Origin of the sequence: uncultured Jannaschia sp., assembly GCF_947494025.1 — a bacterium.
Taxonomy (GTDB): Bacteria; Pseudomonadota; Alphaproteobacteria; order Rhodobacterales; family Rhodobacteraceae; genus Jannaschia.
Genome location: NZ_CANLTQ010000104.1, coordinates 1 through 1,264, shown reverse-complemented (window position 1 = coordinate 1,264; position 1,264 = coordinate 1). Strand labels below are relative to the sequence as shown.

General features: G+C 62.6%; 1 protein-coding gene. It reads right to left on the bottom strand.

Features of this window, described 5'->3' with window-relative positions; translation table 11 throughout:
* Positions 1-129 precede the first annotated feature (129 nt).
* Positions 130-354: a transposase gene (locus Q1B08_RS21440; RefSeq protein WP_299823390.1), complete on the bottom strand. Its 225-nt coding sequence runs from the start codon at positions 352-354 to the stop codon at positions 130-132.
* Positions 355-1,264: the final 910 nt, after the last annotated feature.

The following is a 1,264-nucleotide window of genomic DNA, read 5'->3' as shown; positions in this document are numbered from 1 at the left end:
GCGCGAACATGCGCAATCCGCGTGGCCGCTCCCAAAATAAACCGGGAGCTGGGAAATGCATAAGACAAGAGGGGGGCGGCCGCGCGGCTTCTTGCGGTGGACTTGGCTGGCCATCCCGTTGGCCTCGAGTCAGCGCTCGTTCTCGGCAGAGCGGTAGGCGCTCTCCGCCCAGACGTCGCGGGCGGTGTTGGCCGGATGGATCAGGCCTTCGCGCAGCCGGGCACCATCGTGCCGGGAGGCATCCGTGACGATCTGACGGCGGATCACCCCATGCATCCGGTCGATGCTGACGTGGGACTTGTAGCCGTAGATCGGGATCGCGATGTCGACGGGCTTGGTGCCGTCGGGGCGCACTTTGGCCTTGCTGTACTTGACCGTCCACCGGCCATCGGTGTCTTTCTGAGCAGCCTTCGCGGGCTTGTCTGGCCAGATCTCCGAAGCGGATTGCCCTGCCTTGATCGCAGCCTTCTCGCCGTCCGTGTTCCTTTGACGTTAACTCAGCCGGTCGCGGACCATCCGTTCGGTCGCTCCGAGGCTTAGCCATGCAGGCTCTGCAAGACCAGCATCCGGAACTTCAGCACCACGTCCATCGCCGGTTGTCCACCCTTGGCGCTGCGTGGCCGGCCCGCAACACCCTCTAGGATCGCCCGGAAGCGTTCGAACTCGACCGTCCTGTTCAGCGTCTCAAGCGGATCACCCCCAACGGAAATCCCCTGAGCCGATCCTCGATGCTCCAGAACCCCGTCTGCTTCGACATCGCCGCCTCCTCGTGTCGAGGTCAGTGAATCATCACAGGCGCCTCAAGAGTAGAGGTTTCTGGAGGTGTCCGCATTCAGGCCGACGCATCGTGGAGAGACCTCGTCGTTCCAGCAGGAAACTGGCAATGCCCGACGAAGCCCTCCTGCGAACGGCTCTTAGCTGCTGTTCACCGCCGGTCTCGATGCCGTGGCGCGGCCCGCCAAACCGGCCATTCGCCCCGATCGCGAAGCATCACCACGATTGAACTCACGCAAGGCGGGACAAAGCTGTCGTTTGCCTATTGGTTACGGGTGTCCGCTCCGGCGAAATCGTCGCGTTATTTGGCATGCTCGCTATGGCGTTAGGGCGTAGTCAAACGGCGGCGCCTTCGTTAAACAGCGCATAGGATTACCGAAAGCACCCGCGATGTCGCTTGCGCCGGGGTGCTCCGGTAGTGTCCCGAGAGATGGTGTAGGAACTGGCGTCCACCTGCTTCTTCATAGCGGGTGTCGTTCGTTCACTGAGC